25 protein-coding genes and 1 pseudogene are annotated in these 24,831 nt (G+C 52.8%); 17 read left to right on the top strand and 9 right to left on the bottom strand.

Annotation, left to right across the window (positions count from 1 at the left end):
- The first annotated feature begins 18 nt into the window (after positions 1-18).
- Positions 19-831 (top strand): hypothetical protein, encoded by an 813-nt coding sequence (locus PD282_RS20675; protein WP_274652766.1) that lies wholly within the window; start codon positions 19-21, stop codon positions 829-831.
- Positions 832-1,003: 172 nt separating this feature from the next.
- On the opposite strand, the gene PD282_RS20670 is transcribed toward PD282_RS20675, so the two are convergent.
- Positions 1,004-3,136 (bottom strand): GMC family oxidoreductase, encoded by a 2,133-nt coding sequence (locus tag PD282_RS20670; protein WP_274652764.1) that lies wholly within the window; start codon positions 3,134-3,136, stop codon positions 1,004-1,006.
- A 526-nt stretch (positions 3,137-3,662) separates the two neighbouring features.
- Here PD282_RS20670 and PD282_RS20665 point away from each other — a divergent pair.
- The 7 genes from PD282_RS20665 (at position 3,663) to PD282_RS20635 (ending at position 10,445) form a co-directional block, all read left to right on the top strand.
- Complete coding sequence (locus PD282_RS20665; RefSeq protein WP_274652762.1) at positions 3,663-5,108, top strand: NAD(P)/FAD-dependent oxidoreductase; 1,446 nt, start codon at positions 3,663-3,665, stop codon at positions 5,106-5,108.
- 16 nt (positions 5,109-5,124) lie between these two features.
- A complete protein-coding gene (locus PD282_RS20660) occupies positions 5,125-5,721 on the top strand; it encodes a TetR/AcrR family transcriptional regulator (RefSeq protein WP_274652760.1) in 597 nt (198 codons plus the stop codon).
- Between the two features lie 230 nt (positions 5,722-5,951).
- The gene (locus PD282_RS20655) at positions 5,952-6,824 is read left to right on the top strand and encodes a DM13 domain-containing protein (RefSeq protein WP_274652759.1); all 873 of its coding nucleotides are present in this window, start codon (positions 5,952-5,954) and stop codon (positions 6,822-6,824) included.
- A 22-nt stretch (positions 6,825-6,846) separates the two neighbouring features.
- Positions 6,847-7,311, top strand: a complete 465-nt coding sequence (locus PD282_RS20650; protein WP_274652757.1) for a DoxX family membrane protein — start codon at positions 6,847-6,849, stop codon at positions 7,309-7,311.
- Between the two features lie 250 nt (positions 7,312-7,561).
- A complete protein-coding gene (locus tag PD282_RS20645) occupies positions 7,562-8,497 on the top strand; it encodes a phosphotransferase family protein (protein ID WP_274652755.1) in 936 nt (311 codons plus the stop codon).
- 102 nt (positions 8,498-8,599) lie between these two features.
- Positions 8,600-9,847: a DUF5050 domain-containing protein gene (locus tag PD282_RS20640; RefSeq protein ID WP_274652753.1), complete on the top strand. Its 1,248-nt coding sequence runs from the start codon at positions 8,600-8,602 to the stop codon at positions 9,845-9,847.
- A gap of 88 nt (positions 9,848-9,935) precedes the next feature.
- Positions 9,936-10,445 (top strand): GNAT family N-acetyltransferase, encoded by a 510-nt coding sequence (locus PD282_RS20635; protein ID WP_338045214.1) that lies wholly within the window; start codon positions 9,936-9,938, stop codon positions 10,443-10,445.
- A 107-nt stretch (positions 10,446-10,552) separates the two neighbouring features.
- Here PD282_RS20635 and PD282_RS20630 read toward each other — a convergent pair whose 3' ends face one another.
- Positions 10,553-11,104 carry an NAD(P)H-dependent oxidoreductase gene (locus tag PD282_RS20630; RefSeq protein WP_274652751.1) on the bottom strand — a complete coding sequence of 184 codons (552 nt, stop codon included), beginning with the start codon at positions 11,102-11,104 and terminating at the stop codon, positions 10,553-10,555.
- Between the two features lie 383 nt (positions 11,105-11,487).
- Between PD282_RS20630 and PD282_RS20625 the strand changes: the two genes are divergently transcribed.
- Both PD282_RS20625 and PD282_RS20620 read left to right on the top strand, forming a co-directional pair.
- Entirely contained in the window at positions 11,488-11,871 is a 384-nt protein-coding gene (locus PD282_RS20625; RefSeq protein ID WP_274652750.1) for a TetR/AcrR family transcriptional regulator, read from the top strand.
- A 264-nt stretch (positions 11,872-12,135) separates the two neighbouring features.
- Positions 12,136-12,567 carry a MarR family transcriptional regulator gene (locus PD282_RS20620; RefSeq protein ID WP_274652748.1) on the top strand — a complete coding sequence of 144 codons (432 nt, stop codon included), beginning with the start codon at positions 12,136-12,138 and terminating at the stop codon, positions 12,565-12,567.
- Between the two features lie 6 nt (positions 12,568-12,573).
- Here the strand turns inward: PD282_RS20620 and PD282_RS20615 are convergent, their stop codons facing one another.
- From PD282_RS20615 to PD282_RS20605, 3 genes are all read right to left on the bottom strand, one after another.
- Positions 12,574-13,161, bottom strand: coding sequence for a hypothetical protein (locus PD282_RS20615; protein WP_274652746.1), 588 nt, complete (start codon positions 13,159-13,161; stop codon positions 12,574-12,576).
- Between the two features lie 77 nt (positions 13,162-13,238).
- Positions 13,239-13,595, bottom strand: a complete 357-nt coding sequence (locus PD282_RS20610) for a carboxymuconolactone decarboxylase family protein (protein ID WP_274652744.1) — start codon at positions 13,593-13,595, stop codon at positions 13,239-13,241.
- 52 nt (positions 13,596-13,647) lie between these two features.
- Positions 13,648-14,307: a hypothetical protein gene (locus tag PD282_RS20605; protein WP_274652741.1), complete on the bottom strand. Its 660-nt coding sequence runs from the start codon at positions 14,305-14,307 to the stop codon at positions 13,648-13,650.
- Between the two features lie 152 nt (positions 14,308-14,459).
- On the opposite strand from PD282_RS20605, the gene PD282_RS20600 reads away from it, so the two are divergent.
- Complete coding sequence (locus PD282_RS20600; RefSeq protein WP_274652739.1) at positions 14,460-15,710, top strand: serpin family protein; 1,251 nt, start codon at positions 14,460-14,462, stop codon at positions 15,708-15,710.
- A 319-nt stretch (positions 15,711-16,029) separates the two neighbouring features.
- On the opposite strand, the gene PD282_RS20595 is transcribed toward PD282_RS20600, so the two are convergent.
- Positions 16,030-16,581: a TetR/AcrR family transcriptional regulator gene (locus PD282_RS20595; protein ID WP_274652737.1), complete on the bottom strand. Its 552-nt coding sequence runs from the start codon at positions 16,579-16,581 to the stop codon at positions 16,030-16,032.
- Between the two features lie 104 nt (positions 16,582-16,685).
- Here PD282_RS20595 and PD282_RS20590 point away from each other — a divergent pair, with 104 nt between their 5' ends.
- The gene (locus PD282_RS20590) at positions 16,686-17,678 is read left to right on the top strand and encodes an oxidoreductase (protein ID WP_274652735.1); all 993 of its coding nucleotides are present in this window, start codon (positions 16,686-16,688) and stop codon (positions 17,676-17,678) included.
- 323 nt (positions 17,679-18,001) lie between these two features.
- On the opposite strand, the gene tatC is transcribed toward PD282_RS20590, so the two are convergent.
- Positions 18,002-18,754: a twin-arginine translocase subunit TatC gene (gene tatC / locus PD282_RS20585; protein ID WP_274652733.1), complete on the bottom strand. Its 753-nt coding sequence runs from the start codon at positions 18,752-18,754 to the stop codon at positions 18,002-18,004.
- A gap of 33 nt (positions 18,755-18,787) precedes the next feature.
- The gene (locus PD282_RS20580; protein ID WP_274652731.1) at positions 18,788-19,033 is read right to left on the bottom strand and encodes a MerR family transcriptional regulator; all 246 of its coding nucleotides are present in this window, start codon (positions 19,031-19,033) and stop codon (positions 18,788-18,790) included.
- Positions 19,034-19,334: 301 nt separating this feature from the next.
- Here PD282_RS20580 and PD282_RS20575 point away from each other — a divergent pair, with 301 nt between their 5' ends.
- Together PD282_RS20575 and PD282_RS20570 are read left to right on the top strand one after the other, a co-directional pair.
- The gene (locus PD282_RS20575; RefSeq protein WP_338045213.1) at positions 19,335-20,894 is read left to right on the top strand and encodes a flavin monoamine oxidase family protein; all 1,560 of its coding nucleotides are present in this window, start codon (positions 19,335-19,337) and stop codon (positions 20,892-20,894) included.
- Positions 20,895-20,946: 52 nt separating this feature from the next.
- A complete protein-coding gene (locus PD282_RS20570) occupies positions 20,947-21,126 on the top strand; it encodes a twin-arginine translocase TatA/TatE family subunit (protein WP_274652727.1) in 180 nt (59 codons plus the stop codon).
- Between the two features lie 132 nt (positions 21,127-21,258).
- Here the strand turns inward: PD282_RS20570 and PD282_RS20565 are convergent.
- Positions 21,259-21,402: pseudogene (locus PD282_RS20565) on the bottom strand (DoxX family protein); the annotation flags it as partial.
- Between the two features lie 196 nt (positions 21,403-21,598).
- Here PD282_RS20565 and PD282_RS20560 point away from each other — a divergent pair.
- The 3 genes from PD282_RS20560 to PD282_RS20550 all read left to right on the top strand — a co-directional run bounded on the left by PD282_RS20560 (position 21,599) and on the right by PD282_RS20550 (position 24,823).
- The gene (locus PD282_RS20560) at positions 21,599-22,642 is read left to right on the top strand and encodes a zinc-dependent alcohol dehydrogenase (protein ID WP_274652725.1); all 1,044 of its coding nucleotides are present in this window, start codon (positions 21,599-21,601) and stop codon (positions 22,640-22,642) included.
- 395 nt (positions 22,643-23,037) lie between these two features.
- Complete coding sequence (locus tag PD282_RS20555; protein WP_274652723.1) at positions 23,038-23,937, top strand: carbohydrate ABC transporter permease; 900 nt, start codon at positions 23,038-23,040, stop codon at positions 23,935-23,937.
- A gap of 1 nt (position 23,938) precedes the next feature.
- A complete protein-coding gene (locus tag PD282_RS20550) occupies positions 23,939-24,823 on the top strand; it encodes a carbohydrate ABC transporter permease (RefSeq protein ID WP_274652721.1) in 885 nt (294 codons plus the stop codon).
- Positions 24,824-24,831 lie beyond the last annotated feature (8 nt).

The raw sequence follows: 24,831 nt of genomic DNA, 5'->3' as shown, positions 1-24,831 counted from the left end.
TGGCACGCACATAAGGTCATGTTGATCGAAACGAGCCAGTCCCTGCAAGGGCTGGTTTTTTCCATGCTCCATGCGGCGGCCCGGGTTCATGCAAAGGCGGCTCTGATGGAGGATACAGGGTTTATTTATCGGTCAAATTCGGGAAAGGAGCATTTTAGGATGAAAAGGGTTTGTTATGCCGTGGTATTCTTGCTGCTGCTCATTTCGTGTACCGGAACGCCGGCGATGAACACGGAGACTCCGGCTCCTTTAGCCGCCGCATTCGCAGCTTCTTCGTCTGCACCGAACACGATCCGTATCACGGGGCCATTCACATTGTCCCGAAACGATCTATTCCCGTTTACAAACAAGCAGGAATACTTGAGTGTGGTCCTGATGAGCGGGAAGTATTCCGAGGATTGGAATCCAGGTCCATTAATGGGCCGAAATTGGGAAGGGGAATTCCAGCTTCAGCTTACGGACGAGGACGGTAAAGTGATAAGCTCCGCCGATTTAAACCGTTTTTTTAAAGAAGGGTTAGTGTTTAATTCCTTTTTCGACATCGATTTCGATGATTATAACGGGGACGGGAATGTCGATTTTACAATCGGCCAATATGCATCGAGCAACGGTAATCTATTTAAGCTGTTTACGCTGGAGAAATCGGGAAAGATCGAAGAGCTGCCCATAAAGGGACATCAGGAATTACTCGTCAGCGCTGCGGAGCGTTACTCCGTGAAGTTAACCAAAACCAAAACCGGATTTTCGAGTACCTATTATGATAATCGCATCGAAAAACACGTGAAACAATCCTTCGTATGGAATGGGAAATCATTCATCGGCACTTCATAAAAACGCAAACGACTTTACCGCGCAGCAAACGGTGAATTAATGGCGCGGGCGGGTATGCTGGGAGGCCGTTTCGAGACGTTCAACGACAACGGAACAAAAGCCTCATGACTCGTCTGGTCATGAGGCTTTAATGCGTTGCATCGATTGCAAATTCCCGATTCCGGGTATTTCGTTACGCCTGCTTCACCACATGATCAGCCGTGCGCAAAGCTAAAGCCAAAATCGTCAGCACAGGGTTGACGCCGCCGTTGGTCACATGCAGGGACCCGTCGCTTACCCACAAATTGCTGTACCCGTGCACGCGGCCCAAGGGATCGGTGACGGATGTCGCAGGGTCGTCGCCCATGCGCAGCGTTCCCGCCTGATGCTGGCCGGCGCTGAGACCTCCGCCGGGCCGGGTTCGCCAAACCCTGCTCGCTCCGGCCGCCCAAAGCCATGTCTCCGCCTGCTCGGCCAGCATTTCGGCGGCGCGAATCGATTCGGGATGTACGCTTCCGGAGAGCTGGACAACGGGAATGCCGAACCGGTCATTGACCGTCGGAGAGAGCCGCACTCTTGAATCCGGCGTCGGGATCTCTTGAATCGGCCCCTGCACATGACCGGTGCGCAAGTAGCTCTCGCGCATCGTTTCTTTGCCCGCGCTCCCCCAGCGCGGCGCATCCGGCGCAAGCGCCCGGTACCAGTGAATGAGCGGCAGCCGGGTAAACTCGTTGGCCAGCATCCCGCCCCCTATAATTCCGCTGCCGTTGCCATGGGCAAATTGACAGGTGGCAATGCTCACCCCGGGTCCGAGACCGTCTTGAACCGGCTCGTCATAGAGGGCATATGCGCCAACATAGACATGACCTTGAAGATTTCGGCCGACCTGCCCGTTCCGGTTGCCTATCCCGTGCGGTTCCGCATCGCTTGCCGATAGGAGGAGCAGTCGCGCGCTTTCGATGGCTCCGGCCGCAACCACCACATGCCCTGCCTGCACCTGCCGGCGCCGGATCGAACCGGCTGTCTCCTGTACCAGGCGAACACCGGTGGCGCGATTGCCCGCCTCGGTGTCGATACGTTCCACTTGGGTATCGCAAATCAGATCGCAGTTCCCGGTCGCGAGAGCCCGCACCAGCATCGTGTTGTGCCCCCCGTTCTTGCTGTCGGTCGGGCAGGCAAAACCGACGCATTGGCCGCACCGCCCGCAGGCCGGCCGGCCGCCGCGTTCGACGGAGTTGATGAGGAGCGGAACCGGACCTGCATCCCATCCCAGCTTCGCCGCAGCCCGAGCCAATCGTTCCGCTTCCAGCGTGTTCGGCAGCGGCGGCATCGGATAAGGGAGCCGCCGCTCCCCGCGCCCTGGGTGCGCATCACCGTTGCCGGACACGCCGACCTCCCATTCCGCCCGTTCATAATACGGTTCGAGGTCTTTATAGCTGATCGGCCAATCGACGAGCGAGCTTCCGTCCGGAATCCCGTAGCGAGTCGCCATGCGGAAGTCGTCCGAATGAAACCGCCATGCCTGTGCCCCGTATACCCGGGTGCCGCCGCCAGCTGTCATGGCGTTATTGTGATAGTCGCCTTCAAAAGGGGCCGTAATCCGTTCCGCGCCGCCGGGCAGCAGGATCGTGCGAGGATTTCCTTCCGGATCAGGTCCCGTGTTGTGTCCGTATTTGCTGAAACGATGATTGCGAACGTGATCGCGGCCGACCTGATCGTACCGAAGCCAGCTTCCGCGCTCGACGACGAGAACCCGAAGACCCGCTTCGGCCAAAACCGCCGCCGCTGCGGAACCGCCGGCTCCCGCACCTATGACGACCGCATCGTACCGGTCGCGGAGCTGATCGAAAGCCCGCTGCGGCAGATCGGTTTCTTGGACCGGAGCGCGGGTTCCCGCAATGGGACCCGCGCGAAACCCGAGCATGTCCCACGACTTGGCTTCCCGATTCCCGCCCGCCTCGGGACTTCCATAATAGCCTTCGATCACCAGGCTCAAGAGGGCGGCAAAAAATCCTTTTGGCGAAACGGGCCAGTCCCGAAAGCGGTCATGTTCAAGATCGTTCAACAAACCGTCCTGCTCGCCAGCCGCCAGCTCCGCAAATGGACGGCTATGCAAAGCGGTCGCCGTCACATCCAATGCGCGGAGTCCGGGTTCGATCAAATCCGCCCAGACGGCGGCTTCCTCGGCGGCGCGGCGTTCCAGGTAGCCCATAACCCCTCCGTCAACTGCCGACGGCCATGCATCACCCGGAATCATCCGGTCGGCTGCCGCCGCCAGGATCGGCCGTATCCCGCTCCAATCATACGTTCCCTCACCGGAATTCATCTGCAGCCACCGCCCTGTAACCGCCGATTTTTTTCGTTCTTACTCATCCTCATGATTGATCGCTCCTTTTGCCCGTCACATCGTGCGTCGGGCGGATGTAATCGCTTACAGTCTCCCGCCAGCTTTTCCGTAAAAAGCGCGAGGAGCCAAGAATACGGATAACTTCTAACGTCTAGTCTATCATGCACATCGGGAGATTCGCTATAGATTTGGTCAACGCATCCATAAAGTTAAACCGGCGGATCCTTGCACGGTTCAACGCGCAGGCCGGCGTTTATCATCTTGATGCCGACCGATAGGGAGAAAGCAAAACAACAGAGGAAGCCGAAACAGGGAGCGATTCTAATGGCGAACGAATGGCATAAAATTGAAAAATAGGGATTGACATCACCTGGAAAATTGACTATTCTTATGTTGACTGAACCAGTCAATCTAAAAATTAGCTTTGATGATGACGAAAAGACAGCTTCGTTTGACACAATATTGACTGGATTATTCAATCAATATAAAATGAGGAGTGTTCAATGTGGAGCAATTACGCGATTTGGGAAAAGCGATCGTTATCGGCGGCGGGATAGCAGGCTTAATGACGGCAAGGGTGTTTTCGGTTTTCTTTGAAGAGGTGCTTATCGTCGACAAGGATGAATTTCCGCTTCATCCGGCCGACAGGCCCGGCTTGCCGCATGGTTTTCATCCCCACCGGTTTACGTTTCGAGGCAAGATGATCACGGAACAGCTGTTCCCCGGTTACGAGGAAGCGTTAAAGGCACTCGGTTCACCATCGTCGTTTAATAAATCCGTTTATATGATGAATCAGCACGGAGTCGTGTCGGGAACCTACGAAAGGAACGACATCAAGTTCAGCCGCGCGGCGCTGGAATACGTCATTCGCGAACGGGTAAAGGCCATTCCTCATGTGCGGATTCTTCCGGCACACGATGTGCTTCATCTGATGATGAACGCGGATCGAACCGCCGTAACGGGGGTTCAAATCCGCAATCGGATGACGAAATCGCATGTCGAGATCAAGGCGGATTTTGTGGCGGATACAAGCGGACGCGGCTCCAAGCTGCCGCAATGGCTGAAAGATGCGGGATATGAGGTGCCGAGTCCCGACCGCTTGAAAGCCGCGATTGGGTACAGCACCCGCCGTTATCAGGTGCCTGCCCATTTGAACCATATCATCGAAAAATGGGATGTCATCAATATTATGGGCCAACCGCAAAACAATACGTTCACAGGCGTTTTTTCCTTCATCGAGAATCAAGTCGCGGAGCTGCTGCTTTACCGTCCCGGCGGCCATTTTCCGCCGACGGATGCGGAAGGGTTCGAACAGGCGGTCGGCGGGCTTCCCACCCCGATGATCGCAGAAATTGTGCGGGACCTGGAGCCGATCACGTCTCCGCGAGGCTTCCGCGTGCCTGAATTATACCGCCATCATTATGAGCAAATGGAAAAATGGCCATCCGGATTGCTGGTGTTAGGCGATGCCTTCTGCATCTACGATCCGATCTTCGGCCAAGGGATGACCGTCGCGGCGGCCGAAGCGGATATATTAAATGCCTGCCTGCAAGAGCATCGGAACAATCCCCAGCCGCAATTCGAGCAGCGGCTGCTCCGAAAAATGCAGGACGAGGTGATCACGCCTGCCTGGTGGCTCAATTGCGCAGCGGACCTGCAGTGGAAAAACGTCGAATACGAGGCGGCGGCCGAGCCGCTTAAAGGGGTCGATTTTGCCCGGAGATTCATGGATCTGGTGCTTAAAGAGGGAACAGCGAATTCGAACGGCGAGCTCTTCGGCCTGTACTGGGCTGTGAATTCGCTATCGGCCCCCCTGCAGCAGCTGTTTAATCCTCAAACGGTCAGGACGGTTCTTGAGGCGTCGGAGGAAGGACGGCAGCTGCTCGAGGAGCTGCTGGATGAACATCAATTGCCGCTTGAAGACGTATTAAATCACATCATACCCGGTTGAAGGAGTGAAGGATCGAGTGGCGCCATTAAACGAGGAGCAGCTGCACCAGATTCGAGATGAACGCAAGGAACAGATTATGAAAGCTGCACTCAAGGTTTTTGCCCGGCGGGGCATTATCAACACGAAGATGAGCATGATCGCCGCCGAAGCGGATATCAGCCACGGCCTGCTGTACCATTACTTCAAATCCAAGGAAGAGCTGTTCACGACGCTGGTCGAAATCGCCATGACCGAAGCGGAAGACGCCATGCGGCAGATTCATGAGCTGCCCGGTTCGCCGATCGACAGGATCAAGGCGTTTTCCCGGGAAATGCTCGATGAAGGCGGGGCGGAATTTTTTCTGCTGATTCATCAGGCGCGAACGTCGGACGGCGTCCCCGACAAGGTGAAACAGCTCCTGGAGCACCATTCCATGGAGCGGTTCGTCCGGCATCTCCTGCCATTATTTCAGGAGGGACAGCAGGCGGGGCAAATTGTCGATGGAGACCCGCAGGTCATGATCGCTTCCTATTTGTCGGTTCTGTCCGGACTTATGATCCTGAACGGTCAGGAGGCGGGAGGCTACAGGATTCCGGAGATCGAAATGTTATTAAGGATGATCGCCCGTCCCTAGCCTTTTCTTCACCTTAACTGAGCCAGCCCTGAGGGGCTGGTTTTTTGTTTGATCGCTCTTGCCCGGATCCTATTACAAATCGGTTACGAAAATATGTACCGGGCGAGCCCGATGTCGTGAATCAATCATTTAAAATTAAGAAATTGTTGATGGTTCGTTAAGCCGTTCTCAATAATGCCCATGCTATACTGAATCCATTCCAAAAACAAAAGCGAATGGAGAGGATTTAAATGAAAAAAATGCTGTTTTCTTTAACGGGCCTGATTGTCGTTTTGTCGATAGTTCTAGCCGCCTGCGGGCAATCGGAAACACCCGCAAGCAATGCCGCATCGGGCAATTCCGCTTCCGCCACGACCGCATCCAACAGTACCGGATCCGATAACGCTTCATCCGGCGATAATGCAGGAGCGAGCAATGCTTCGTCGAGCGACGACATGATGGCGGATGCGGCATCGGGAGACAACATGGCCGACGCGGTTCTGACGGGCACCTTTGAAGGCCAGAACGATATGAAAGCTGCCGGCACCGCAGCGATCGAGAACGGTCAATTGAAGCTTAGCGGCTTTAGTGTATCCGAAGGTCCGGACCTGCATATCTACCTTGCGAAGGGCGACGATGTCGCAGACGGCATGGAGTTCGGCAAAATCGACCTGAAAAGCGCGGATCAAACGTTCGACGTCTCCAAAGCGGACCTGTCGAAATACGATTCGGTTCTGATTTACTGCCAGAAAGCGCATGTTATTTTCGGTAAAGCGGCTCTCGATAGCAAAATGGCGGATCATATGGACAACATGGCTGCGGACAGCGCCAAATTGACGGGCTCGTTTGAAGGTCAGAACGAAATGAAAGCTGCCGGCACCGCAACGATCGAGAACGGTCAACTGAAGCTGAGCGGATTTAGCGTATCCGAAGGCCCGGACCTGCATGTCTACCTTGCCAAAGGCGACGATGCGGCGAACGGAATGGAATTCGGTAAAATCAACCTGAAAAGCGCGGATCAAACGTTTGATGTCTCCAAGGCGGACCTGTCCAAATACGATACGGTACTGATTTATTGCCAGAAAGCGCACGTCATTTTCGGAAAAGCGGCTCTTCAGGCTTAACGCCGCGAAGAGGTGAATGAGGATGAACGTTAAAACGGTTTTTTCCATCGTCTGTTCGATTGCCCGCATCGCCTTCGGTATTCAGTGGATTATGCAAGGATGGTTTAAAATTACGGCGCACTTCAATATTATCGGACTTTTTCCATCCATTGCGAGCAATACGGATTCTCCCCACTGGTACAAATCTTTTATTGAAGTGGCAGCAGCCCCTTATCCGCAGCTGTTTAACGTTCTGATTCCTTGGGGCGAACTGCTGGTCGGCATCGGTCTTGTGCTCGGGCTGCTCACGCTGCCGGCGCTTCTGGCTGGATTTTTTATGGATATCAACTATGTTTTATCCGATATGATTTATATCTATCCGACGCAGCTGGTCATTGGCATGCTGCTTCTGCTCTTCCGAAAAGAAGCGCTGTACTTTAGCCTTGATCGGGCGTTGAAGCATCTTCGTCTCAGGAAATCGGCTGGTTCCAAATCCGCTGCTTACTGATGAATAGATAGTTTGGAAACGAGTCAAGATGGATGAGTATTAACATTTATTATATCGAAGGGACTGCCGGGCGGCAGTCCTTTCGTTCGTCTTAAGGAAGGTTAGCTTATCGCCTTCTTTTCGCTGCAGCGAGGGAGGGGGAAGCTTGTGCCGCCGCCAAAAGACAGCATCGGCGTTTCTTACCGGGTTCTCGTGGAAAACAAGTTATGGTACGATGCAATAACAGTAGATGCCCGGGAGGAACGTGACGATGAACCTGACCATACTGCAGCTATCGATTCCGCAGCTGCAAAATGCGACCGCCATATCCAAAATCTCGAAAGGATTTTCGTTTGACGGAAAATATCTCGTTTACGAGGGAGGCGCCCACCCGGCATACGTGCTCCGCACCGCAGCGCTTGATCAGTGCGAACGCAAGCAGCTTGAATTCGAGGCGGTGAGCCGCATACACAGTCTCGGCGTTCGAACCTCGGAACCGGTAGCTTTCGGTACGGTTGAAGCTCTTGATTTGTGCTGCATCATTTTGCGTTATGTCGAGGGCGAAGACGCGTCCGAAGAGCTGCCGCTGATGACGGAGGACGCTCAATACCGGATCGGTATGGAAGCCGGACGGGAGCTGCGGCTGATGCATGAAGCGGAAGCTTGCGGAGACATGGAACCATGGGCGGAGCGAAAGCTTGCGAAATACAACCGCCAGCTGGCGGAATACCGCCGCTGCGGAGTTAAACTGCCCGAGGAGGATGCGATTGCCGCTTTTATCGACCGTCATTTGCCGCTGATGGAAGGCCGGCCGAACCGTTTTCAGCACGACGATTTTCATCCCGGCAATCTGCTTGTGAAGGATGGCGCTTATGCGGCCGCGATCGATTTCAATCGCTTCGACTGGGGGGACCCGTATCATGATTTTCTTAAAGTGGCGTATTTCAGCCGCGAGGTCAGCGTTCCGTTCTCGGCCGGTCAAGTGGACGGGTATTTTAACGGCAGCATCCCCGGCGATTTCTGGCACCTGTATGCCCTTTATACAGCGATCAATCTATACGGCACCATCACCTGGACGCTCCAGGTCGTGCCCGCTCAGCTCGATTCCATGATGTCCCGCATTCGGACGGTGCTGGAGGATCACCGGAATTTCGAAAGCGTTATCCCGGCATGGTACAGTGGGTACAACCGGCAATCGGCGCTCTGAGCGAATGGAAATGGAATGATTGCTGCCGCGCGAGTGGAACCTTTGGCTGTTCGATCGCGTCTTAATCTGTGCGTTCCTATCTATTCCAATGAGGTGTCGTTCATGAAAAAGTGGACTGTCTTTTTTCCCTTGTCCATCGCTTTGTTCAGCTCGGGGACAAGCTTCGCAAATCCGTCTCATCCACCGATTCGTGTGGAGGTGAACGACCATACGGCGAATTTTAATGCTGAACCTGTCAATTTTCAAGGAACCGTATATGTTCCGGTCCGATCGATTGTTAATGAACTGGGGGGACAAATCGTCTCCTGGAAGAACAACGTCGTTACCCTAATGAAAGATTCCGTGACGATTTCATTCCGCATCGGATCCACGACAGTCTATAAAAATCAGGAGCCATTCGCGCTGAACGCCGTTCCAAAATTGATGAATGGCACGACCTTTGTGCCGGTCCGTTTTTTTTCCGAGGCATTAGGAGCATCCGTCAATTATACAGACCGCCGGATTTCGATCCAAACCGGCAAACCCGCTCACACGGTTTCCGTCAGCGGGAATACCATTGGCAACCTGAACAACGGAGGCTGGTATGCGTCGGATCAAGAATGGATTTATTTCGGAAATTATGATGATAGCGGCAAACTGTATAAGGAAAAGCCCGATGGTTCGGAAAGACAAAAAATAAGCGACGATGAAAATGTAGGTGACCTCAACGTCGTGAATCAGAAGCTGTATTATGTTAGCGGCAGCAAGCTTTACAAGTGTGATTTGGACGGATCGAATCGAGTTCTGCTCAAGAATTTTGGAATGGGGCCGAATTTGATGGCTGTAGCGGGCGACTGGATTTATTACACGGAAGGCACCTATATGTTCAAACCGCTTTATCGCATGAAGGTAGACGGAACATCGAAACAATTGCTTGAAAAGTACGCGGTATCCTCCATCTCCATTGCAGACGGAAAAATATTTTATACGATCGATGGCCGCAAATTATTCGTCATGGATACGGATGGCAGCCATAAGAAGAAGCTGTTGGAAGGGAACTATATCGGCTGGGTCGACGTGAAGGACCGATCCTTGTTTTTGAATTACAATCAGAAGCTTTATTCAATCGGGACCGACGGAACGCAGTTAACCAAAATTTCGGATATTGACTCCCGCAATATTAACGTGCAAGGCGAGTGGCTTTATTACAGCAATTATTCAACCTACGGCAAGCCGCTGTATCGAATCCATCTGAACGATCACACGAATCAAAAGCTGAGCGACGATAAAACCTTCTACCTCCACGTCTTGGGCAGCAAAATTTTCTTTTATAATCCCAATGTCTCCAGCATTGAGGAACTGACGGTTTGATCGACGGAACATGCAGACGCAGTCTAGAGGAGGTTTGAACGATGTTCACAGTTGACGGGAGGGGAGTACGATCGTTTCAATCGTTCAAATGAAGTTTGAAGACGCTTGCAGAATACGGGAAATTGACCGTTCGGAAACGATTGACCTCGTCTACAAATGCAAAGACGGAGTGCTTGAAGAAATTCAGGCCGGACATCAATGCCCGAATTGGCAAGAAGACGATTATGAAGCCATAATCGCACGATACGAATATGAGCTTACTAACGGCGGGACGGCTATCGGCGCGTATGACAAAGGCAAATTGGTCGGGTTTGGCGTTTTGGCTCATCGGTTGAGAGGCAAAGAAAACAATCGGCTTCAAGTCGACCTCATGCATGTGACACGGGCCTATCGAAGACAAGGAATCGGCAGCCGGATCTTAGATGCGCTGCGTCAAGAAGCGATTGAAAAAGGGGCGAAATACTTATACATCTCTTCAACCGAAACGGAATCTGCAGTCAAGTTTTATTTCAGCTGCGGCGCTTCGCTTACCCCGGAAATCGATGAGGAATTGTTTGAAAAAGAGCCTTATGACATTCATATGGTAAAAAAACTTTAATGCGGCGCGGCAGCAGCGTCTCGTCCGTTTGGCATAAACGTAATTAAAGGCAGCCATATGGCTGCCTTTAAACAACGATTTGACTTAACATTACGGGCATACAGGCTTCATACGGTCGCATAAGGCAGGTTCTGCACGTAGTCGGCATAAGCGGCGGCATGCCGTTCAAGCTGCTCGTCGGTAACTTCGCGGATTCCGCTGACGATATACGGAGGACGGTAAATCATACCCACGCGATTGGCGGTCGCCTGGAACGGCCGCAGCAGCTCGCTGTACGTGAAATGATGGAACCCTCCCGCCTGATACATGCTCTCGGAGCCGCCGGAAGAGATCGCGAGGACAAGCTCTTTGCCTTTCAAATGATTGCCGCCGTTGTATGCCCATCCGCGCTGGAGTACCGCATCGAAATATTTTTTCAGCAGGGAAGGCGAGCTGTACCAATAGAACGGAAATTGAAGCACGATTCTTTTGTGCGCGTCCAACAAGGCTTGTTCTTGCACAACGTCGATCTTTTCGTCCGGGTAAACGTCATATAACCGGTGCACGGTAACGGCCCCGCGCCTCTCCAGCTCCTCCGTCAATCTTTTGTTAATTCGGGATGTCTGCAAATCCGGGTGCGCCACGATAACCAATACGTCGTTTTGATAGTTGTCGGACATTAGAAATCTCCTCCTGGGCGTGAAGTGGTAATCTATCGTTCGATTCTAATTTTAGTTGTACATACAAAATAAATAATAAAAGAAAGTACCGCCTTCAACTCCATCCTGGCTGCTTTCCGGGATCGAATCTGCCGAAGCGAACCATAAACCATTGTACAGGAAGCCGTCATCCATTGGTTTTCCTTTATATTTTGTATGTACAACAAAAATATAATGCATACCCGCGTTGAAGTCAATACTGTTTTTTACTGAACTTTATTTCTTGACCGTGAACCGGATGAAGAATACGATTTTGGCCTATAATTCTGCACGCATTCCGATAAAACCATGGTCAAAAGGAGGATCCGTATGGCTCGGCCGCTTAGCACGCCGCAACCGGGGAGGTGGCGTCGGCTGGCGTTGCGGCATCGACCGTCCGGATCGCAAGAAACGCCGGCGTTGCCGAAGGGACGCTGTTTGTCTATTTTCCGAGCAAGGAAGATCTTCTGAACCAGCTATTCGTCTATTTGAAAACCGACCTCATGGGATTCGTGGCCGCCGACTTTCCGGCTGATGCCGGAATCCGGGAGCAGATTCATCACCTGTGGAGCCGCTTTATCGACTGGGGAGCAAGCAACCCGGACATGCGCAAGGCGCTGCGGCAGCGGCGACAATCATCCGCTGCATGTTCCGGTCGGATCTCATGCCGCGTTCACCATTCGGAATGCGTTCATAAACGGATCCGGGAGATCGATGCCCGGGAAAAGCTTTCGGCACTAGCCGAATAGAACGGAACGACGCGTTGCGCAGAAAACCTTCCATCAGGACCGGTCAGAACCGGAATGGAAGGTTTTTTTGTCGGTTGAAGCCGCTATTTATATTGGACGACGTTCACGTTATGGTTAGTTTGCCATGCCTGCTTATAATCTGCTTTTTTTTGGACGGGTCCGCCGGTCCGTTCCTGGGCCGTGCCTGGCTGGCGGTCGTACAATTGTTGCATTACTACATCTATTGTTCTATAATAATGAAAAAATCGAAATCAGGTGGACAAGATGAATCCGGCAACGCTGAGTGAATTTATTAATGAAATTATTATTAAATCGGGAATATTAGGTACGGACAAATCATTTATCGACGGACTTACCCGTAGACAAGTGCATATCGTCATGGAGATCGGCACGAATGTTTTTCGGCACGGTGATCTGGCGGATCGATTGGGAGTCGATCCTTCGACTTTAACCCGATCTTTAGATCCGCTCTATAAACAAGGAATCGTTGATCGTCAATTGAATCCCGATAATCGCAGGGAGGTATTGATCCAGCTCTGTGATAAGGGGTTCGCCGTTCTTGAGGAAATCAATGATAAAATGAATCGAATTTCCTCCCAAATACTTGAACATGTTCCTGATCATCAGACTGAAATGGTGGACACCAGCATCGATTTGCTTTTAACCATCTTGAAGCAGCTCCAATTTAAACACTAATCAAAATCATGTATACGGAATGGAAAGCCACGAGCCTATTTTCCTGGCGGCCGTAAAACTTGACCAAGATAATACATTCAGGAGCTGTAAATCCTCTTTGTAAACCGTTCGAAAATCGCGAATGAGATCGTCGTCGATCTGATAGGGTGAGACTGCGGTCAACAATGCAAGTTTAGCTGCAATTTTCGATGGCCCGGTTAATGGTTTTACAGCCTGTTCCGCCCAATTCCTGCTGATCCCGGGCTCTTTACCGTCCCAGTCTTCGATGTAATGCTGAACCGTCGTACGTGCTTCTAGTGTCAAGGTACTTTCCCCTGCCGCGTTTGCCGCAACGGCAAAACTTGCGAAAGCACGACAGATGACGGGATGGGACTTCGCCCAATAAAGGTCATCAGGCAGGTTGTCTCTCGTCAGGAAAATGAGCGAATCTCCAGAATTTCTTCTTTTTTTTATGGAGGGCGAAAAAATTAGAGCAAGCATCCTTTTTAAAATGCGGTTTAATAAAGAATTATTGATTTGAATGATAGATTTATTCGTCTGCAAAACGTCGATCATTCGGGTGATATAATGATTGATCACAGCGGTTCCGATCATTTCTGGCGCTTCTTGTTCGGTAAAAGGCGTATTCGACAGGATAGGCGAGCGGGGAGAACGAGTAGCAAGCGCCCATTTTACAATGGATTTAATTTTTCGTCCGATATTCCGTCAACTTGACCTTCGAATATCTTTTTTGCCGCTTCTTTATCCCCGGCTGCCGCTATCATAGTGGTGTGCACATCCACACAAAACGAACATTGATTGGCCTTTGCAACCGAGGCGGCAACCGCCTCCTTCATCACTCTCGGCACGCTGCCGACAAGTTCCGTTTCCCTTAACGCTGCCCATAATCCTGCGAGCAGAGCCGGCGAAAAGGAATGCATGATAAAAATATCGGCCACAAATCCAAAGTCTCTCCGTATTTGTTTATACATGTCGGATACGATTCCTTCGGTTGAAGAGACAGGTACCGGTTGAATGTATTTGATCATCTTTTCCTCCTGGATGGATATTCGTTTACGCCCCGTTCAAAATGAACCTTTTTCAAAAATGAATAACGGTATTGAGCCTGTTCTTTGGGTGCGCAATTTTTGTATACAGGGTGAAGCCCATCGTCAAATGTCCCAGTCCCAAAATGATGGCGCCCGTTGTTTCCATCCAAAGGGGCGCGAATAGCTGCAGCCCGAACAACGGTGCGCCGGCGATAATCAGCACACCGGATAATAAGCCGAACTTGCGGCTTCTTATCAACAGGATCCCAGTTGCGATTTGTCCTGCGATAAATAAGATCCACGTGACCGGTAGAAAGAAAATAGACAAGCCGAAAATGGAATAATATTGATGGATAAAATTGTGGTTATGTCCGGATGTTTGCAGCTCGGGCATGAACTTTGCGGCAAAAGGATTGAAATATCCATCCCAAAAAAGCGCACCGACTTCAAATATAGAGCCAATAAGGGTGAGGAAAAACAAAAAAACGATCAGGCGGCTGCTTCGGGCTTCAGCGTATAAAAACAAATACACCCCGATGATCCCCAAACCTAACAAGCTTAAAGCGAGCATTCCCAGATCGTGGATCAGAGCGTACGGATGGTCGAGGACGGAATGGGCGTCCCGATGAGGATGCAGGATCTGATACAGACCCATTGTTGATCCTCCGATGATGGAACAGATGGAGGAAAAAGAAATGATCGACCGCAGCATAGCGAAGCACCACCTTAAGTGTATATATACAACTATTATATTAATACAAATATGAATCGTCAACAATAATTTTAATCATACAGCAATGCAACATCCCGGATTCCCGCAGCGTCGAAAAGAGTAGAGTTTCTTACGATACAGGGGGATGCCGGGTGTTCAAATTCGTTTTGGCGGCCGTTGCCGCTGCTGCGCTGTTAACGTCCTGCGGGACCGCTGCCCCATTGTCCAAATCGTCCATTTCCGCGCCGGAGCGCGAGCGGCTCGCGAAGCGGATCGATCCGCGCACGGTTCAGGCGACAAACGCGTTCGGTCTTGAGCTTGCGGGTAGGATCATGCAAGAATATCCCGGCGAAAACCTGATTCTGTCGCCGGTCAGCATCGTACAGGCTTTGTCCATGACGTTGAACGGCGCCTCAGGTCCGACCCGGGAAGAGATGAAGAAGGCGCTGCATGCGGAAGGAATGACGCTGCAGGAGCTGAATGCCGGACAGCAGGTGTTGAGAGAGGTGCTCGTCAGGACCGGACCGGGCATTACGTTGTCGATGGCCAATTCCCTCTGGCTGCAGGAAGAATGGCCGTTTCGGAAGACTTATCTGGACCGGGTCAAATCCGCCTATGGCGCAGAGCTGAACCAGCGGGATTTAACCGAGCCGGGTGTACGCAAGGAAATGAACAAGTGGGTGGATAAGCAGACAAACGGCCTTATTCCGACGATTTTGGATCAGCCGGTATCAGGGAACACGAGGGCTCTTCTGCTGAATGCGCTTTATTTTGACGGTGCATGGCAGACGCCCTTCGAGCCTGAGGAGACACGGGACGGAGACTTTACGAACGGGGATGGCAGCAAAAGCCGGATTTCCTTCATGCACCGGGAAGGCATGTTCGAATATGAAGAAAACGATGCGTACCAGGCGGTGCGTCTGCCTTACGGGGACGGACAAATGGGCATGCTCGTCGTGCTGCCGCGGCAAGGGGCGGATCAGGCGGCACTGACGGCGAAATGGCTGCGCGATCCGGGGCTGTGGACGAAGCGGTATACATCGTTCCAAGGCCGGCTTGCGATGCCGAAATTTCGGATCGAAGATCAACACGAGCTGAAGAAGACGCTTAGCGCCATGGGAATGAGCTTGCCATTCGATCCGGACCAAGCGGATTTCAGCGAAATGGCCGACACGAGCGGCCGGAACGGGAAGCTTTTTATCAGCCAAGTGGTCCATAAAACGCTGCTCGACGTATCCGAGCGCGGGACCAAGGCCGCGGCTGCGACAATGGTGGGAGTAAGTTCCGGAAGCGCCGGGCCGAAGAAAAGCTTCGAGATGACGATCGACCGGCCGTTCCTGTTTGCCATCGAAGATTTACAAAGCGGGACGCTGCTTTTCGCCGGTCGAATCGAGAAGCTGTAAGTCACCTTCACCTTGTTTCGGTACGTGCGAAAAGAACGTTATTTCCCCGGCCGCAAGGCGAAGGGGAAATAACGTTATTTCGCGATGCGGCCGTGCACGGTTCCTCGCTTCCGGACGGCCTTTGCATTTTCATTTCCATTCCACAAGTATTATGGCCACTCCGCTCATTCGCAATTCCAGGGGAATTGAGTCCCAGCTTTCAACGAACCGTTGAGGACATTTTCAGCTGCTTTGAGGCTGTGGCCGGCGCTAAAAGAAGCGAAAGGCGTCTCCGTATCTTCCCGCGCTCATCAACTCGCGCATTCGGCAGCGAGAATCGTTAATGGCTTGCAAAGACGAAATGGAGCAGGTCCTGAATCAGATGACGAAGCTCATCCGAGCTGGCAGCAACCGATTTAAAGCCGCGCAATGCGCCTGTTATCAGATGCGCCAGTCTCATTGGAGGAATACCGCTCGCGGCGGCAGGGGATACTTCCAGCAATGAGGCCAGCAAGGTTTCCAATTTTCCGTAGCTCTCGTTCATCGCCGCCCGCGCAAATTGGTGAGAACTGTCCGTAATTTCTTTATATTCGGGAGAGTGCAGCGAATCGTCGAAGTTTCGGATTGCCCATACTTCAAAAGCGTATAAAATTTTGTCCTCCGTCGTTTTATGCGATAACAGTCCTTTCTTAATCTCCTCTATGAGGATGTCGCCGTAGCGAACGATCGCAGCGTTAAATATTTCCTCCTTATTCTTGAAGTACAAGTAGAGGCCTGCGCGCGAAATGCCCGCAGTCTCCGCAATATCGTTCATCGATACGCGCTTGTACCCGTATTTGAAGAACACCTCTAAAGCGGTCGCAACAATATGCAGCTTCTTATTATCATCCATATCTCCATTTTATACACTTTACAAACTTTGTCCACTCGTCTATTATAAACACATAGACATTTAATGTTTTTTGTCTAATTCATTTAAAGGAGTGAACTGAACGTATGACGACCGAACAAAAGCCGCTGCAATCGGGATACGGATCCGAAACCACCGCTCAAGAAGTACTGGCTGGACAAGATCTTAGCGGAAAGGTGGCTATCGTTACAGGCGGATCCGGCGGAATCGGGTTGGAAACGACTCGCTCGCTTGCCGGCGCCGGCGCCACCGTCATTGTCGGCGCTCGCGATGTCGATAAAGCGCAGGAAGTGCTCGCTCCGCTAAAAAATGTCGAAGTGATCCGGCTGGACCTTGCGGATCCGTCCTCGATCGACGAGTTCGCCGCCGCCTTTGGGAGTTTCGATCGCGCGCTTGATTTCTTGATTTTGAATGCAGGCGTCAGCTTTCCTCCGACCATTAAAGACGCCCGGGGATTGGATACCCATTTCGCGACAAATTATCTAGGGCATTTTCAACTGACGGTAGGCTTATGGGAAGCGCTGAAGCGCTCGGGGAACGCTCGAGTGGTCACACTTTCATCTATCGGCCATATGACAGGACCGATCGATTTTGATGATCTGCAATTCACCAAGAGGCCGTATGACAAGTTTGTCTCCTACGGCGAGTCGAAGACCGCGTGCTCGTTGTTTGCCGTTGAGCTCGATAAACGAGGACGAGAACACGGAGTGCGCGCTTTTGCTGTTCATCCCGGCGCCATCCTCTCGGGATTGACCCGACATTTGAGCAATGAGGAATTGGCTGCTTGGGGCGTAATACGGAACGAAGACGGCACCTATATGTCTTCCGGAGGCTTCAAAACCGCTGAGCAAGGCGCCGCGACATCCGTATGGTGCGCAGTCAGTCCGATGCTGAACGGAAAAGGAGGCGTCTATTGCGAGGACGTCGATATCGCGGAGGTCGTACCGCCAGAAAGCCCGCTGCAGCGCGGCGTCCGTCCGTGGGCCATCGATCCGGCGTCGGCCGAAAGGCTTTGGACGATTAGTGAGGATCTTCTGCACATTCCTCATGGACAATCAATTCCCCGGAGTCGTGATTGATTCCCGTTGTTAATAGTACTCATTTTGAGAATGGTACGAGATTAAAATGAAATCCGTAGAATGGCAACAGACGTGACGATTTACCCAGGGCTAAGCGGAACGTGTTTTGTATCCCCGGAATGTAGGGGGATTTCGTGAGAAAGAAAGAGCCAGCGGAAGGGGTAACCGCTGGCTTTGCACGTAAAGTCACATGCTAGGTTTCCCCCGTAATCTTTCCCGATTCGAATCCGAACCTCCGCCAAAATAGATTAAGAATCTTTTATTGGCCCTTAAAATTACGTCTCGCCGATCAGCTGCCGCCCATCCGGCTGCGCCGGTTTCGATCAACCGTTCATGACGGCCGGCTCGATCGCCGACATCTCTTTCGTTTTGCGATAGACGGCGCGGGACAGCCAGACGCTGATTTCATAAAGCGCAACGAGCGGAATAAATACCATAAGGTGGGAGATGAGCTCGGGCGGCGAGATCAAGCTTGCCAGCACGACCAGAAACAGGTACGCGTAACGCCGCATCGCGCTGAGCCGTTTCGGTGTCAGCACGCCGATTCGGGTCAGAAACATGACGACGACCGGCAGCTCGAACGCCAGAGCCATCGGCAGGATAATACCGAGCATAAAGCCGAAATACTGGGCGATGCCATACGTTTGGACAAGCTCCAGACGGTGGGCGATCCGGGATGTGAATTGGAAGCTCATCGGAAAGACGACAAAATACGCAAAGGCAAGTCCCGTCAAAAAACAGAGGACCGAGTACGGGATATACCGCAGGGCGGCATCCTGCTCCTCCTTCTTCAGTCCCGTTTTCATAAAGCCCCAAAGCTGGTAGAGGGTAAAAGGCAGGGTGACGCCGACCGAAAAGACGAAAGCGACCTGCATATAAATACGCAGACCGTCCCACGGCGAGAAAGCGTTCCAGGCAATCCCGGAAGCCGGAGGGATGCTTTTGAGATAGAGCAGCACTTTGGGCGACAGAATCATGCCCAGGATCATCGTGACGAGCAGCACGGCAATCGTCCGTATGAGCCGCTTGCGCAGCTCGGCGAGATGTTGGATCAAGCTCATCTGTTGGTCGTTCATGTTACGCGTTCCCCTTTCCGGATTAAATTCGGCCTAGAGCTTTCTCCCGCCGTGCGACCGTTTGTCCAGCATGCTTCTCAGCTCGAACGTCCGGAATCCGTCCTTCAGGCTCCGGTTGATTTCGCGGAGATTGGCCACGTCCTCGAACGAATATTTTCGCACCCCTCCTTTGGTCCGGTTGGGAAAAATGAGCTTCCGCTCCTCGTAATACCGGATTTGCCGTTCCGACAATCCCGTCAGCTCGCAGACCGTCCCGATATACATGACCTTTTCCTCCATTACCGTGAGCCTCCTTTGGAAATGAAATACCTCAGACTAATGTTAGTTTATCTGACACAAATAAGGGTTTGGGACGGATTATAACAAGCGGATTTTGGGTTGACAAGTCTATTAAACATATTTTAAGGGAAAATATTCCTGAATAAAAATCTTTTATGTTAGAAAATCTGACACATTTTGCTTGAGATGACGGGCGGTATGTTACATTCTCCTTGTGGGCTCTAATCTAATCGGACGAGAAGGAGATGTCGCGAGCGTGGAGACGAAAATGAAGCCAAACGATATGACAAGGAGGCAGTTTTTGACCACCGTTGGAAAAATGGGAGGAACGGCCGCCGTTTTCAGCATGATGGGAACGCTGGGGCTGCTGGCGCCGGAAGCCGTGAAAGCTGCCGATTTTACGCCTCCCCGCAGCGGTGACCTTGGCGTGTCCGGCCGCGGAGGCAAATCGGTCATCATTCTCGGCGCCGGCATCGGCGGCATGACGGCGGCTTACGAGCTCGGAAAGGCCGGCTATAACGTGACGATTCTTGAAGCCAGAGACCGGGCCGGCGGGCGGAACTGGTCGATCCGCAAAGGCACGTCATCGACCGAAATCGGCTCTTCCACGCAGGTGTCGAAGTTCGATAACGGGATGTATTTGAACGCCGGTCCGATGCGCATCCCGCAGTTCCATGTCACGATGGATTACTGCCGCGAATTCGGCGTGGAGATGGAGCCTTTCGATAACGTGAACGACAGCGCCTATTATTACAACGAAAATGTAGGCGCGCTTTCCGGCCAGAAGGTGCGCAAGCGAGCGGCTAAAGCGGATATGCGGGGATACGTCGCGGAAATGCTGGCCAAGGCGGTCGACCAGCAGGCGCTGGATCTCCCGCTTACGCCGGACGACAAGACCCTCCTCGTCAATTATTTGCGCCGGGAGGGAGACCTGGACGCGGATTTGTTTTACCGCGGCTCCGAACGGGGCGGGTACAAGGATGAGCCGGGAAGCCGGCTGGATGCGGGCGTCCTGCGCGACCCGTTCGACATGAAGGCGATCATTAATTCGGGCTTCGGCAATTATTTCAGCAACGAATATACGTACGACATGCAGATGATGATGTTCCATCCCGTCGGCGGCATGGACATGATTGCGAAAGCGTTCGAGAAGCGGGTCGGCAAGATGATCCGCTACCGCTCCGAGGTGAAGGAAATTCGCCAAACCGGCTCGGGCGTCCGGATCGTCTATACCGATCTCGACAAGAACACCGACAAAGAAATCACCGGCGATTACTGCATCTGTACGATTCCGCTGTCGGTGCTGAAGAGCATCCCCGCCGATTTCTCGCCGGACATGGCCAAGGCGATTTCCAGTATCAGCTACGCCTCCGCCGGCAAAATGGGGCTGCAGTTCAAGCGCCGGTTTTGGGAGGAGGACGAACAGATTTACGGCGGCGTGTCGCTGACCAATCTCGACATTACGCAAATCTATTACCCGCCGACGCAATATTTTTCCAAGAAAGGCGTTCTGCTCGCTTATTACGTAACCGGAGCGAAAGCCGACACGATCGGCAAAATGAGTTACAAGGACCGGGAGAAGCTGGCGCTTATGCAGGGGGCCAAAATTCACCCGCAATATTTGGACGAATTCGAGGCTTCCTTCTCGATCAATTGGAAGACGATCAAATATAACCTGGGCGGATGGGTATCGTATTCCGCGGACGACCGCAAAACGTATTACCCGACGCTGTGCAAGCCGGACGGCCGGATTTATTTGGCGGGCGAGCATATCAGCTACATCACGGCCTGGCAGGCCGGAGCCATCGAATCCGCCCGCTCGGTCGTAACGGATATCCATCAGCGCGTCATGAAGGAATAAAGGTACGGCTGAAAGTCTGCGTTTAAATCGAACGAAAAAGGAGCGATCCCGCATGCTGCAAAATATCGGGTTTCCCGGATTGATGATGATTTTGGTTGTCGTGCTGATCATTTTCGGCCCGACCAAGCTGCCGGAGCTCGGCCGCGCCGTCGGCCGCACGCTGCACGAGTTCAAATCGTCCGCCAAGGAGCTTGTCGCCGATCATAAAGAGGAAGAGCAGGCGGGCAGCTAACGGCAGGGCCGGAAATTAAAGAATAGTGTATCGTTTCTCTTCAGGTTTGGGGAGATACCTGCATTAAACTTCATTTAACACAGCGAGGCTGCCGATCTACGGCGGCCTCGTGGTCGTGTGCGGCTTTGACCATCAGAGGATGGCATCGAGCGAATAATCTCCCGCCCCGATCAATGCCACACCAATAAATACCGCGATTAGAATCAGGTTAAACTCGATTCCTTTATTGGTGATCCAGAAGCCGTTCTTGGCATGAACCTTCACGATCGCTACGATTCTATTACGCCGACTTTGAGGACTAGACTTCGATAGATATAAGGTGTATGCAATGTTAGCGGCCGTTCGAGAGGACAGTGGAGCTTTTCGCCAATTGAGAGTATGATAGTTTCAATGGAACGCGAAGACAGCGGTTCCGCGAGACGGCGTTAGATCGAGGTTCCGTATGGCGCCGATAAATGAAGGAGGATCTCTCATGAAAGCGATTCAAAAGCAAGGAACGGGCAGGGCCGCCTATGCCGAACTGCCTATCCCGCAGTGCGGGCCGAAAGACCTGCTCTTAAAGCCGCTCTATTCCGGCATTTGTGCTACGGATTTGCACGTGCTGTACCACGACCTGGGGCAGGGCGACAAGCCGTTTCCGGTCGTTATGGGCCATGAGTTTTCCGCCGTTGTGGCAGAGGTCGGCAGCGAGGTGGACGGCTACATCGAGGGCGGTACCAAAATCGAAGCCGGGCACCGGGTTACGGTCGAACCGATTTTGCCATGCGGGAAATGCGAATACTGCCACAGGGGAAAGGTGAACCTCTGTCCGAATATGTCTCATCTGGGCATCTATGAAAACGGTTGCTATGCCGATTTCGTCAGCGTGCCCGCAAACCGCGTGCACCGGCTCCCGGACAATTTGCCGGACCTCGCGGGAGCGCTGGTCGAACCGCTCGCCTGCGCGATCAATTTCGTCGATAAGGCCCGGATTCAGCCGGGCAATTCGGTCGTCATTCTCGGCGGAGGGTCGATTGCCCAGCTCACCCTGCAGGTAGCGCTGGCATCGGGAGCGGGAACGGTCATCGTGACGGATCCGGTGGCAAAGAAGCGCGAGCTTGCGCTCAAAATAGGGGCGCACGCGGCAATCGACCCGATGCGCGAGGACGTCGTTAGCCGGGTTCGCGAGCTCACCGGCGGCGGCGCCGATATCGTAATCGAATGCGTCGGCGTTGCCGCTACCGTCTCCCAAATGGTTCAGCTGGTACACCGGGGCGGCAGATGCGTCATGGCGGGCATCCCGACCGGGAAAATCCCGATGGACCTGCTCGACCTGGTGTTCGGCGAAATCGAGCTCGTCGGCGTTATGGCCACGGTTTGGCAATTCCCGCGGGCGATGCGGATGATTGAACTGGGCCGCGTCGACGTTCGGGTGGCACTCGATAAAGTGGTGCCGTTCTCGCAGGCGATTGAAGGGCTGAAGGAAGCGTTTGAGTCCAGCGAAGTCGGGAAAGTGGTCATCCAGCACGGCGCCTGATCCTCCTCGCGCCGGCGGTTGCCCGCACGCATAGGTCTTCAGCAGGAGACGGCAAGGCGCTCGTCCGATGAAAGGGCGTCGTACCGTCTCCTCGCACTCTGCAGGAGAAGCCTTCATTTTTTCTAAAACCCCCTTGACACCTCAACGATGTGTAAAGTATTATGACATCAACCGAACGAAGACATTCCCAAAACTTCCCACCATTAATTATTCCACTGCGCAAATGAATTCATTTCGAACCAAGCATTTTTTCGCAGCGAAGCCAATAAGATGAAACGACGAGCCGAATCCGAAAGGGGGTGCCGACCTTTATTTAATTATTCCACCGGACAAATTAATTCGAAATACGATTTCTTTGCACCGCATTCGTCAGGCGACGAAAGGAGTCAATGGGGATGAGATGGCTTAGAAAGTCCGAAGCCCGGCGGGAAACGTTCTACCTGTATACGTTTATTTCGCCCTGGGTGATCGGTTTCATTCTCTTTATCGGCGGCCCGATTCTGGTCTCGGGCTATTACAGCTTAACCCGCTACGATATCGCCAATGCGCCCGTCTTTATCGGGCTGCGCAATTATATCGACCTGTTTCAGGACGACCTGTTTTGGAAATCTTCCCGTGTCACCTTATATTACACATTGGTCGGCGTTCCGCTCGGGCTGTTCCTGTCGCTGCTGGCCGCCCTACTGCTGAATGCGGACATTCGGGGACAGCGTCTTTTCCGCACAATCGTTTATATGCCTTCCGTCGTTTCGGGCGTGTCGCTGTCGCTGCTTTGGCTGTGGCTGTTAAATCCCGATTTCGGTGCGGTCAACCTGATCATTTATCGGCTGTTCGGCGTTCAGGGTCCGCAGTGGCTGACGGACGAGAAGTGGGTCATTCCCTCGCTGATCATGATGTCCCTCTGGACGATGGGCAACCATGTCGTCATTTATTTGGCCGGTTTGAAAGGCGTGCCCTCGAACCTGTACGAAGCGGCGCAAATCGACGGGGCTTCCCGGCTGCAGCAGTTTTGGCGGATTACCGTTCCGATGATTTCCCCCGCAACGCTGTTTCTGCTTATCACGGGCGTCATCGGTTCGTTCCAGGTGTTCGTGCAGGCCAACGTCATGACGGACGGCGGGCCGAACTACGCATCGTATTTTTACGTGTATTACCTGTACCAGCAGGCGTTTCACTCATTCAACCTCGGGTATGCTTCCTCCATGGCGTGGATTTTGTTCCTGTTCGTCGGCGTACTTACCTGGGTCATGATGAGGCTGTCGAACAAATGGGTTCATTATGAGGGGGGCGAATAACATGAGCGTTGGATACAAGGCGGGCAACGCGGAATTCCGGACCGTGTACGGCTCGAGAAAATTACAGGACCGAACGCTCGGCGCTTTGGTATGGATCGTTGTCGTGTGCATTTGTCTGCTCATGATTTTGCCGCTCTTCATCATGCTCAGCACCGCGCTCAAAACGAAGCAGGAAATGTTCGTGTACCCGCCGACATGGATTCCGACCCGGATCATTTGGCACAATTTCGTCGATGCGATGAAATCCCGGCCGTTCGGACATTATTTCAGCAACACGGCGCTGTTCTCCGTCTTCGGCACGCTCGGGGAAGTGCTCGTATCATCCTTCGTCGCCTTCGGCTTCTCGCGTTACAGGGGGAAGGGGCGGAACGTCATGTTCATGATCCTGCTCTCCACGCTCATGATCCCGTACCCGGTCATCATGATTCCGCAGTTCGTGCTGTTCAAGACGCTCGGGTGGACCGATTCGTACCTGCCGCTCCTGGTCCCTTCCTTTTTCGGCTCCGCCTATATCATCTTTCTGCTGCGGCAGTTTTTCATGACGCTGCCGGGGGACCTGCTGGAAGCGGCAAGGCTGGACGGCTGCGGCGAGTTTCGGGCGTATTGGAACATTGCGCTGCCCCTATGCAAATCAGCGCTTGCCAGTGCGGCGATTTTCGGCTTCATGTTCCGGTGGAACGAGTATTTGCAGCCGCTCATTTATTTGAATACGGACACCAAATTTACCGTCTCCATCGCGCTCGCTTCGTTCCGCTCCATGTATTCCGTCGTTCCGTGGAACTTGCTGATGGCAGCCTCGCTGGTCGCGCTGCTGCCGCCCATTCTGGTGTTTTTCTTCGCGCAAAAATATTTCGTCCAGGGCATTGTCGTCTCCGGGCTGAAATAGGACAACCG

This window comes from Paenibacillus humicola (assembly GCF_028826105.1).
GTDB lineage: Bacteria > Bacillota > Bacilli > Paenibacillales > Paenibacillaceae > Paenibacillus_Z > Paenibacillus_Z humicola.
This window is presented reverse-complemented; position numbering and strand designations above follow the sequence as displayed.

What these genes read in the sequence shown, in the direction of transcription:
- PD282_RS20675 (WP_274652766.1), top strand. Translation starts at nt 19, where the DNA reads ATGTTGATCGAAACGAGCCAGTCCCTGCAAGGGCTGGTTTTTTCCATG.
- PD282_RS20670 (WP_274652764.1), bottom strand. Translation starts at nt 3,136, where the DNA reads ATGAATTCCGGTGAGGGAACGTATGATTGGAGCGGGATACGGCCGATC.
- PD282_RS20655 (WP_274652759.1), top strand. Translation starts at nt 5,952, where the DNA reads ATGAAAAAAATGCTGTTTTCTTTAACGGGCCTGATTGTCGTTTTGTCG.
- PD282_RS20650 (WP_274652757.1), top strand. Translation starts at nt 6,847, where the DNA reads ATGAACGTTAAAACGGTTTTTTCCATCGTCTGTTCGATTGCCCGCATC.
- PD282_RS20645 (WP_274652755.1), top strand. Translation starts at nt 7,562, where the DNA reads ATGAACCTGACCATACTGCAGCTATCGATTCCGCAGCTGCAAAATGCG.
- PD282_RS20640 (WP_274652753.1), top strand. Translation starts at nt 8,600, where the DNA reads ATGAAAAAGTGGACTGTCTTTTTTCCCTTGTCCATCGCTTTGTTCAGC.
- PD282_RS20635 (WP_338045214.1), top strand. Translation starts at nt 9,936, where the DNA reads ATGAAGTTTGAAGACGCTTGCAGAATACGGGAAATTGACCGTTCGGAA.
- PD282_RS20630 (WP_274652751.1), bottom strand. Translation starts at nt 11,104, where the DNA reads ATGTCCGACAACTATCAAAACGACGTATTGGTTATCGTGGCGCACCCG.
- PD282_RS20620 (WP_274652748.1), top strand. Translation starts at nt 12,136, where the DNA reads ATGAATCCGGCAACGCTGAGTGAATTTATTAATGAAATTATTATTAAA.
- PD282_RS20615 (WP_274652746.1), bottom strand. Translation starts at nt 13,161, where the DNA reads ATGATCGGAACCGCTGTGATCAATCATTATATCACCCGAATGATCGAC.
- PD282_RS20610 (WP_274652744.1), bottom strand. Translation starts at nt 13,595, where the DNA reads ATGATCAAATACATTCAACCGGTACCTGTCTCTTCAACCGAAGGAATC.
- PD282_RS20605 (WP_274652741.1), bottom strand. Translation starts at nt 14,307, where the DNA reads ATGCTGCGGTCGATCATTTCTTTTTCCTCCATCTGTTCCATCATCGGA.
- PD282_RS20595 (WP_274652737.1), bottom strand. Translation starts at nt 16,581, where the DNA reads ATGGATGATAATAAGAAGCTGCATATTGTTGCGACCGCTTTAGAGGTG.
- PD282_RS20590 (WP_274652735.1), top strand. Translation starts at nt 16,686, where the DNA reads ATGACGACCGAACAAAAGCCGCTGCAATCGGGATACGGATCCGAAACC.
- tatC (WP_274652733.1), bottom strand. Translation starts at nt 18,754, where the DNA reads ATGAACGACCAACAGATGAGCTTGATCCAACATCTCGCCGAGCTGCGC.
- PD282_RS20580 (WP_274652731.1), bottom strand. Translation starts at nt 19,033, where the DNA reads ATGGAGGAAAAGGTCATGTATATCGGGACGGTCTGCGAGCTGACGGGA.
- PD282_RS20570 (WP_274652727.1), top strand. Translation starts at nt 20,947, where the DNA reads ATGCTGCAAAATATCGGGTTTCCCGGATTGATGATGATTTTGGTTGTC.
- PD282_RS20560 (WP_274652725.1), top strand. Translation starts at nt 21,599, where the DNA reads ATGAAAGCGATTCAAAAGCAAGGAACGGGCAGGGCCGCCTATGCCGAA.
- PD282_RS20555 (WP_274652723.1), top strand. Translation starts at nt 23,038, where the DNA reads ATGAGATGGCTTAGAAAGTCCGAAGCCCGGCGGGAAACGTTCTACCTG.
- PD282_RS20550 (WP_274652721.1), top strand. Translation starts at nt 23,939, where the DNA reads ATGAGCGTTGGATACAAGGCGGGCAACGCGGAATTCCGGACCGTGTAC.